Source organism: Mesorhizobium sp. M2A.F.Ca.ET.039.01.1.1, from assembly GCF_003998035.1.
In the GTDB taxonomy this organism is placed as follows: domain Bacteria; phylum Pseudomonadota; class Alphaproteobacteria; order Rhizobiales; family Rhizobiaceae; genus Mesorhizobium.
On sequence record NZ_RZRY01000386.1, the window covers coordinates 1 to 6,094 of the forward strand.

General features: G+C 61.2%; 5 protein-coding genes and 1 pseudogene. 3 read left to right on the top strand and 3 right to left on the bottom strand.

The features are described 5' to 3' along the window. Both EOA24_RS43235 and EOA24_RS43240 read right to left on the bottom strand, forming a co-directional pair. Positions 1–169 (bottom strand): annotated as a pseudogene (locus EOA24_RS43235) (ATP-binding cassette domain-containing protein); the annotation flags it as partial. 179 nt (positions 170–348) lie between these two features. Further along, on the bottom strand, positions 349–486 hold the full coding sequence (locus tag EOA24_RS43240; RefSeq protein ID WP_245501846.1) for an MFS transporter: 138 nt from the start codon (positions 484–486) through the stop codon (positions 349–351). A 513-nt stretch (positions 487–999) separates the two neighbouring features. Here EOA24_RS43240 and EOA24_RS24535 point away from each other — a divergent pair. Then, entirely contained in the window at positions 1,000–1,461 is a 462-nt protein-coding gene (locus EOA24_RS24535; protein ID WP_127410146.1) for a MucR family transcriptional regulator, read from the top strand. Between the two features lie 176 nt (positions 1,462–1,637). Here EOA24_RS24535 and EOA24_RS24540 read toward each other — a convergent pair whose 3' ends face one another. Then, a complete protein-coding gene (locus tag EOA24_RS24540) occupies positions 1,638–1,850 on the bottom strand; it encodes a cold-shock protein (RefSeq protein ID WP_127410148.1) in 213 nt (70 codons plus the stop codon). Between the two features lie 764 nt (positions 1,851–2,614). On the opposite strand from EOA24_RS24540, the gene EOA24_RS24545 reads away from it, so the two are divergent. Then, positions 2,615–5,152 (top strand): EAL domain-containing protein, encoded by a 2,538-nt coding sequence (locus EOA24_RS24545; protein ID WP_127410147.1) that lies wholly within the window; start codon positions 2,615–2,617, stop codon positions 5,150–5,152. A gap of 159 nt (positions 5,153–5,311) precedes the next feature. Beyond that, positions 5,312–5,566 carry a hypothetical protein gene (locus EOA24_RS43245; RefSeq protein ID WP_245501847.1) on the top strand — a complete coding sequence of 85 codons (255 nt, stop codon included), beginning with the start codon at positions 5,312–5,314 and terminating at the stop codon, positions 5,564–5,566. The last annotated feature ends 528 nt before the right edge of the window (positions 5,567–6,094 follow it).

Genomic DNA, 6,094 nt, shown 5'->3' on the forward strand with positions numbered 1-6,094 from the left:
GGAAAACGATACCGCGTTCCGGATGGGGATTTTTTACCGGCTCTCCATAGACGGAAACGATGCCGGCAGCTGGCTTGATTGTCCCGCCAAGGCCCCGAGGAGGGTTGATTTCCCGCAGCCGGATGGCCCCCAGAAGACAGACGAATTCGCCGTGACCGATGCTTCGCATAGCATTGTAGCCGACCGAGATCAGCGTGACCGCGGCCGGCACTTCGCGCTTTCGCAGAAATGATCGGTGAAGGTAGCGCCGCATCCGGCCAGGCAGCTGAAGGCGAGGATCATCCATGGATTGTAAAATCCCAGCCCGACGAGAGCGGTCAGCGTGATCGATGACAAAGCTATTACGCATCAGCCGATCACCATGACATAGCGGCGGCTGAAATTGTCGGCGATGGCCCCGGCGAAGATCGACAGAATGAATACGGGCAGCGTCGTGGAGGTCTGCACCAGGGTGACCATCAGGTCCGAGGTCGAGATGGTCGCCATCAGCCAGCTGACCGCAAAGGTCTGGAACAGCCATGCTCGACACCTGTGCGGCAAGCCAGATTACACGAAAGGACGGATTCTCAAGCGGAGCGAATGTCGCCGACGAAACCGAAGCCGCGTCCGCGCGCCACCCTGCTCATTGGGCGAGTCCCTCTCCGTTTGTGTATACGTTTAGTTGGAGATTCCTCCTTTGCAGGACTTGCCTCTGGAGAGTGGCAGGATCAGGGCATTATAGGTGCCGAGCCGAAGTAATTTTCGATGGCTGCGTCAAAGCCAAAACGAAATCGTCCTGCTGGAAACACCTGCCCATCCATCGCCAAAGCGCCTTTGCACCCGAATCGATCATTCTACTGGAAGTTTTGAGCGGCGGCGATGTGTCTATTCATGCGCGTATGGCGCGCGCCGCTTTGAGAAGACCCTATTGATGGGTAGAACGCAACTTTCATTGCGTTCTGTGGCTGGCTTCATTAATCAAACTGAATTTTGCATAGCCATCAAAATCAGGAGCATTCCGTGACAGAAGAAATCGAGAACAATAGTGATGCCCTCATCGAGCTTACCGCCGACGTCGTATCGGCTTACGTGTCGAACAATCCGGTTCCCGTGGGCGATCTTCCGGGCCTGATCGACCAGGTGCATGCCGCCTTAAAAGGCACGATCGGTGGCCCGGTCGTGAAGCCTGAGGAGCTCAAGCCTGCCGTTCCCATCAGGAAATCGGTCACCCCCGACTACATCATCAGCCTGGAGGACGGAAAAAAATTCAAGTCGCTGAAGCGGCATCTCGCGACCCATTATGGCCTGACGCCTGAAGAATACCGCGCCAAGTGGGGCCTGCCGGCAGACTATCCGATGGTCGCCCCGAGCTATGCCGCGACGCGCTCGGCTTTAGCCAAGACCATGGGCCTGGGTAGAAAGCCTAATCAGACCGAACAGGCAGCCCCTGCAAAGAGGACCCGTAAGAACGGCGCGGCCTGAGCGTTATTCCGGCACGCTGACTTGAAAGGCGGGGAGAACCCGCCTTTCGTCGCATTCGCGCTAGGTAGCAACTTGCGCACGGCATGCTCGATTTATGTTCCCGTACGATTTCGTCTGCGGGGGGAAGGGATGGGCCACCGCTGAGCGGCTGCCCCCATGCGCAAGAGGCCGTCAGCTCACTTTACTTTGCTGAGATTGCCGGCTGAGGATTTCCCGGTGCGGCGGTCCTGCTCGATCTCGTAATTAACCTTTTGCCCGTCAGCGAGAGTCGAAAGCCCCGAACGCTCCACAGCGGAAATGTGGACAAAAACGTCCGGGCCAACCGCATCGGGCTGAATAAAGCCGTAACCCTTCGTGCTGTTGAACCACTTCACAGTGCCAGTTGCCATGCATTTTTCCTTTGTATCAGTTGCAGTGTTGGTTTGCCCAAGCCAGTTAACATTCTGACTTGGGGATAGGCGCAGCAAAAACGAGAAATCGCAAGGCCCTTGGATTGCCAGGAGGAAAATCACCTGCACGATACCGGCCGTAAACGCGCAACAACTGCTTTGTCCCTTATGGCTGCAACGGCCGTTGCGGGCGCCGACGATCAGGTCTTAGTCGCCCTTGAACATGATCGCCAGCGCGAAGGCGCCGAGAGCCGCTTCAGCCGCCTGGTGCGCGGCCTCGACCGGCTTCAGCCCCTTGGCGACCTTGCGCGACACCAGATGGGCGACGACCTCAGAGAAGGCGATGGAAAAGTGAGATGGATCCCTAAGCCGGCGTCGTCCAGCCCGGAGAGGTTAGCAGGCCTCACAAACATGCCTCAGTTGTGAGCGCACTTGGGCGGGCTTTCGGCGGGCGTCTCTGTGTGAGTTGTCGACAAACAGGCCGACCAACTAAAGCCCCCTGCTCGGCACTCGATGTAACAGGATCATGACGCTTTATTTAGTCGAACGTTAAGGGTCCAAGCCATAGGTTCCGCGTCGAGTGGAGCGCAGGATCAGACAAGGCGCGCGACCGCACCGCGGCAGACCGTCGGATCTGCGGGCTCGCCTAGATGCCGGACGCTCCGGCCAACCGGAGCTACGCTCCTCAGATTGCTTGTTGACCGGTCGAGGTTTTTCGCCTTCGACCCGATTTGGACCCGCGGCAGAACCGGCGAGATGCGAGGATGATTGCGGCTCTCAGAGACGTTTTTTTGCAGAAGGTGAGTGCACACCCGATGGTGGGGCTTGAGCAGACCGCCCCCGACACGGTCGACGCTCCAGGAGGGCATAGCGTAGCGGCCCAAACGGAGTCCGACGACGTGCGGCTCATCCTGCGCCGGTGGCAATCCGCCTGCGGCACAGGTCCCCTCCCGCCCTATGAGGAAATTGCGCTAGGCAGCGTTGGCCGCTTCTCAGAAGAGATCGCTGTGGTCCGTCGTTTGGGCGACGAGCCGCCCTTCCTTTTGCGCTGCGGCCGGCGCTTCCGCGCCATCGTGGGCTTTGCGGAGTCCGCGCGCAGCCTCGATGAGCTGCCGTATGCCTTCAATCTGGCAATCGCCTCCGCCCTCGACAACGCCTCCTCGGCAGGCGAGCCCCGGCTCAAGGTTTGCCACTGGGTCGTTGACGGCAAGGTCTCCACCATCGAGATCGTCGCGCTGCCATTGTCGTGCCGCTGGCCGGGCGAATACTTCCTTCTATTCCTTCGGCCGCGCGCCAGCCAGTTCGAGCTTGCCAGTCTGCTCATCAACTCCACTCAGGAAGGCGTTATCGGGCTGAGCCCGATCGATCGTGGGCATGGCGCAATTTCTGACTTCTGCATACTGAGCATCAACGAGGCCGCGGCGGGCTTCCTCGGAGCGACCGTCGACAGCCTCCAGTCCACCCTGCTATCGGACGCGCTGACCCAAGTCGGCATTCCAGAGGTACCCCAGGAACTGCTGCGCGCGGGTTCAGGGGGGCGCCTATCGAGCTTCGAGCTCGCCTATTGGCTGGGACAGCAGGGGATCGCTCTCAAGGTCGGTGTCGACATCGCCGGCGGCGTGCTGGTGGTCACTCTCACCGACATTCGCGACCTGAAGGCGCGGGAGACTCTCTTCCGCTCTCTTTTCGACGACAATCCGGTTCCGATGTTCGTGCGCAGCCAGTCGACCGGCAACTTTCTCAACGTCAATGAAGCGGCGCTGCGTCTCTACGGCTACAGCCGCAGCGACTTCCTGGACCGCAGCCTTGCCGAAATCCGCGTGGATGGGACCACCATCCGCGAAAGCGACGGTCGCGAAATGGTGCTTCGGCACCGCACCGCCGACGGTCGCGAACTCGATGTGATCGAGTACACAAGCGAAACCCTCGTAGATCATCAGGTGGCAATACTATCGACAATCGTGGACATTACGGAGCGCAAGCGCGCCGAAGCCCATATCACTTACCTCGCTCATCATGATCCATTGACGGGACTGGCCAATCGAACGGTTTTCACGCGCGAGCTGGAGCGGGCGGTGGTCAGCCTCAAGCAGGACGGACGGCGGTTCGGCGTGGTGCTGATCGACCTCGACAATTTCAAGACAGTCAACGACACGCTCGGACACGCGGCAGGCGACGCACTCCTCATAGAGGTGACCGCCCGGCTGAAAGAACTGGTGCGCAAAACCGACGTGGTGGCCAGGCTCGGCGGCGACGAATTTGCGATCCTGGTGCCGGCCGTCGAATGCCGCTCCGACGTTGAGGAGCTCGGCCAGCGCGTCATCCGTGATCTTACCGCTATACGGAAGGTCGACGGCGCCGAGATAGTGATCGGCGCGAGTATCGGCGCAGCGCTGGTCCCAGACGACGCCGCTGACATCGACAGCCTGCTGAAATGCGCCGATCTCGCCCTGTACCGCGCGAAGCAATCGGACAAGGGCACCTTCCGCTGGTTCGAGGCCGGGATGGACATGCGCCAGCGCGAGCGGCGTGCGCTGGAGATAGAGTTGCGCGGCGCCGAAATCGACCGCGAGTTCGAGTTGCATTACCAGCCCATCATCCGGACGCAAACCGGAAAGCTGCGCGGGTTCGAGGCCCTGCTGCGCTGGCACAATCCGCGCCGGGGCATGGTGTCGCCCGCGGATTTCATTCCGATCGCGGAGGAAACCGGCAAGCTCGACGAGCTCGGCCGCTGGGCGCTTGCGGTGGCATGCCGAGAGGCGGCAACCTGGCCGCGAGAGCTGGTGCTGTCCGTCAACGTCTCGCCGGTGCAGTTCCGCAAAGGGGACCTCGTCGAAACGGTCGGGTTGGCCCTGGCCGGAAGCGGGCTGGAGCCGCACCAGCTTGAGATCGAGATCACCGAGTCGGTGCTGCTGTCGGCCAGCAGCACCAACCTCGCCATCCTCAACCAGCTTCGCTTGATGGGCGTGCGCATTGCACTCGACGATTTTGGCACTGGCTACTCCAGCCTGAGCTATCTCAGGCAGTTTCCGTTCAACCGTCTCAAAATAGACCGATCGTTTGTCCGCGAGATCGGCCGGTGTCCAGAGTCGCTCGCCATCGTCCGTGCCGTCATAGGACTCGGCGCCAGCCTCGGCATCGATACAACGGCCGAAGGTGTGGAGACGGTCGCGCAGTTGGAGGCATTGTGCGCCGAGAAATGCGGCGAGTTGCAGGGCTTCCTGTTCAGCCCGCCTGTTGCCAGCGAGAGTGTCCCCGCCATCATCGGCACGTATTTCGAGGAGGCATCGCGTCTCGCATAACGCGCTCGCCGACCTGCGCCGTCAGCGTCGAAAGGTCACAAAGGACGCCATTCCGCGCAGAATGACGCCGCCCGACCCTCGCCGTTCCGGCGAGTCCTGATGCGCGGGGGGTCGCGGCCTACAAGCGGGGAGAGATAGGCCCTCACCGAACGCGCCAACGTGCTCATCCGGGCGCTCGGCCGTTCGCCCGTTGCCGATCCGGCGACGGGTCTTTCAGCCGAGGAGCTGGCGGGCTGTGTCATGCGGACCCTGGCTCTGCCCGAGATCGCGTCATTGCGCCCAGCGCTTCTGGCCGAGTTCCCCGTTTACGCCGCCCTCGCGGATGAGAGCGAGGAAACGGCGACCGCTGGCATCGCGGACGCGCTGACCTTGACCGCCGAGGGTCGCCCGGTCGTCATCATCGAGCGACATTAACCCAGATCGCCAGACACTCGATCACTATCGCTGGCAAGTTCGCGCCTATCTCGACATGACCGGCGCCGAGCGCGGATTGATCGTGCTGATGACGATCCGTGCCATCATCACCGTTTCGCCCTTGGCCCAGCCAATGGCGGCCTGAAACGGGGGGAGATTCATGGCGTCACGCAACCGCTCCAGGCAGGAAGCTGCTTCTGCGGTCGCCAGCAGTAGGTCGGGCGCGCGGGGTCAGGACAAGATGGGGTGGTTGCCGCCCTCCCTAGACGGCATCGCAGTGTGCCAGAGTCGTGATCCTTTAAGGATCACGCAGCAGAGAGGACGGAAGGTTACAATGATCGGGGTAGACCTGGCAAAGAACGTTTTCCAGCTTCATGGCGCATCGATGACGGGCGAAGTGCTGTTCCGTAAGAAGTTGTCGCGCGGCCAGTTTTTCCGTTTCATGGAGAGCCAGCCAGCCGCGAAGAAAACTCATGGCTCGCCAAGCCGCTCGAAGACTGGCGCGTCGCCGGTTCCTTGCCGCATAGG

Excerpts from the sequence above, each read along its gene's own strand:
- EOA24_RS24540 (WP_127410148.1), bottom strand. The coding sequence starts at position 1,850 with ATGGCAACTGGCACTGTGAAGTGGTTCAACAGCACGAAGGGTTACGGC.
- EOA24_RS43240 (WP_245501846.1), bottom strand. The coding sequence starts at position 486 with ATGGCGACCATCTCGACCTCGGACCTGATGGTCACCCTGGTGCAGACC.
- EOA24_RS24545 (WP_127410147.1), top strand. The coding sequence starts at position 2,615 with ATGATTGCGGCTCTCAGAGACGTTTTTTTGCAGAAGGTGAGTGCACAC.